At 62.1% G+C, this 2052-nt stretch carries 3 protein-coding genes; 1 reads left to right on the forward strand and 2 read right to left on the reverse strand.

The features are described from left to right. On the reverse strand, positions 1-800 hold an 800-nt coding region (locus EOM25_14275), incomplete at its 3' end, for a site-specific tyrosine recombinase XerD (protein NCC26341.1). Next, positions 790-1488: a TetR/AcrR family transcriptional regulator gene (locus tag EOM25_14280; GenBank protein ID NCC26342.1), complete on the reverse strand. Its 699-nt coding sequence runs from the start codon at positions 1486-1488 to the stop codon at positions 790-792. The genes EOM25_14275 and EOM25_14280, both read right to left, overlap by 11 nt. Before the next feature lie 244 nt (positions 1489-1732). Here EOM25_14280 and EOM25_14285 point away from each other — a divergent pair. Next, positions 1733-2052 (forward strand): RND transporter (locus tag EOM25_14285; GenBank protein ID NCC26343.1); only part of this gene is annotated, 320 nt, incomplete at its 3' end.

Genomic DNA, 2052 nt, shown 5'->3' on the forward strand with positions numbered 1-2052 from the left:
GACCTGAGATCTGCTCCGCCCTCCAGTAGATGGGTTGCGAAGGTGTGCCGCAGGGTATGGGGGGAGATGGGTACGGTCAAGCCTATCTGGTCGGCGTAGCGGCGGACGAGTTTCCAGACCCCCTGCCGGGTCAGACCCCGCCCGGAACGGTTGAGAAAGACGATGTCCTCGGCCGGTCTGAATTGGGGTCTCCAGGACTCGAGCCAGTCCGAGAGCAGACCGGCGGCCAGATCGTGGACAGGAACGATGCGTTCCTTGGCCCCCTTGCCCCAAATCCGGAGCAGCCCGCTTTGGGCGTCGAAATCAAGGGGGTGGAGTCCGCAGAGTTCCGAGACCCGCAGGCCCGCGGCGTACATGAGTTCGAGCATGGTCCGGTCACGAAATCCGAGTTTGGTCCTCACGTCCGGGGCCTCGATCAGGGCGGCGACCTGGTTCCTGGTCAGGGGCCGGGGGAGAAGCTTGGGAAGCTTGGGGCTTTCCAGGTCGGCGGCTGGATCCCGGAGCAGAAGACCTTGGCGGAAGGCGTGGTGGAAGAGCCCCCGGATGCTGGCCAGGTGGCGGGCCAGGGTTCGACTGGAAAGCTCCCGGGTCCGCTGGAAAAGGAGGTAGTACAGGATGGTCTGTTCGTCGCAGGTCTCCAGAAGGCCTCCTCGCTCTCTGAGGAAGGCCAGGAAGGCCGAGAGGTCGGCGGCATAGGCCGTGATCGTGTCCTGGGCCAGGCCCCTGATGACTAGAGCATGCTCCAGAAAGGCGTCGACCCAGGCGTGGGAGGTCTGCCGGACTTCGTCGCTATCGGTCATGCGGCAATGGACCGGCCTGGGATGAGAGACCGGCGGCCAAGGTGACAATGGTTTCCCGATAAAAAGCCTCGGGGTCGTCGATGCCAAGAAAGTTGGACTGGTTCAGGAGATAGGCCCGAGTGGCGCCGATGAGGGCGGCAATGATCACCTTGGTCTGAAGCTGCGGATCGCAGGGTCGGATGGATCGGTCCTCGTGGCCTTGGGCCACGATTTGGCACAGCCGGTCGGCGATGCCCGCGCAACGGTCCAGGATTTCGCCCTGTCGTGGACCAGCATCAGTCGGGGCGAAGGGGGAGCATCGGAGCAGGGCGATGAAACCGGTGGCCGCATTCCGGGAAAAGTTCAGAAAACATTCACAGAAGGCGATGACCGCTCCCATGGAGTCGGCGGTGTGGAGGAGGCTTTCGTCGATGTCTATGGTCAGCCGGTCGAGAACATCAAGGGCCACTTCGACGTACAGATTCTCCTTGCTGGCGAAATGGTGGGCGATGAGACCCTCGGGAACTTCGGCCGCCCCGGCGATGCGGCGGTAAGTGGTTTCCGTGTAGCCGAACGTCCCGAAGAGGCCGCGGGCCGCGTCGAGAATCCGTTCCTTACTGCTCGCTCCGGGCTGCGCAGCCTTTGAATTAAGTTTCATGGCGTTGATTCTATGCCAAATCCATCTTTGAGTAAACGATCCGTGAAGCATGGGCCTCGGCTGGAGGTATTCTCGTCGGAAGTCATGGGCAGGGTATCCGGCCGGTCCGGGAAGCGATTGGGTCTTCCGGAGCAGGGCTTGACGGGCGGTGGGAAAGACTGCACGAGAGGCCTTGTTTGGAGCGTTTTTCAAGCGATCATTTTTTCAAAAATATATGATAGATCGAATGGATCGAAACGATCACGACACGTTGCACGAACCTCGTCGGAGACGCCCGGGAGCGGGAGACGTGGCCATGAGCGGATTTTTGGCCATTCTGACCATGGCCGTGGCCCTATTTATCCTGTCGGCCTCCGGGTGCGCCCCGTTCAGGCCGGCGGACAGGGGCCTGCGCCCGGTCGGCATGCCCGAACGGTATGAACTCTTCGATCAGGAGGGCTTGGATGTTCCCGGTCCGTGGTGGGAGAATCTTGGCAATCCGGAACTGGACCGGCTCATCCGCCAAGGTCTGGATGAGAGCTTCGATATCCGCCAAGCCAGAGCCCGTCTCGATCAGGCCCTGGCCCTTGCGGCCAAGGCCGAGGCCGACCTCTACCCCGCTCTGAACCTGGAGGG

This window comes from Deltaproteobacteria bacterium (assembly GCA_009929795.1).
Lineage (GTDB): Bacteria > Desulfobacterota > Desulfovibrionia > Desulfovibrionales > Desulfomicrobiaceae > RZZR01.

Excerpts from the sequence above, each read along its gene's own strand:
- EOM25_14280 (NCC26342.1), bottom strand. The coding sequence starts at position 1,488 with ATGCTTCACGGATCGTTTACTCAAAGATGGATTTGGCATAGAATCAAC.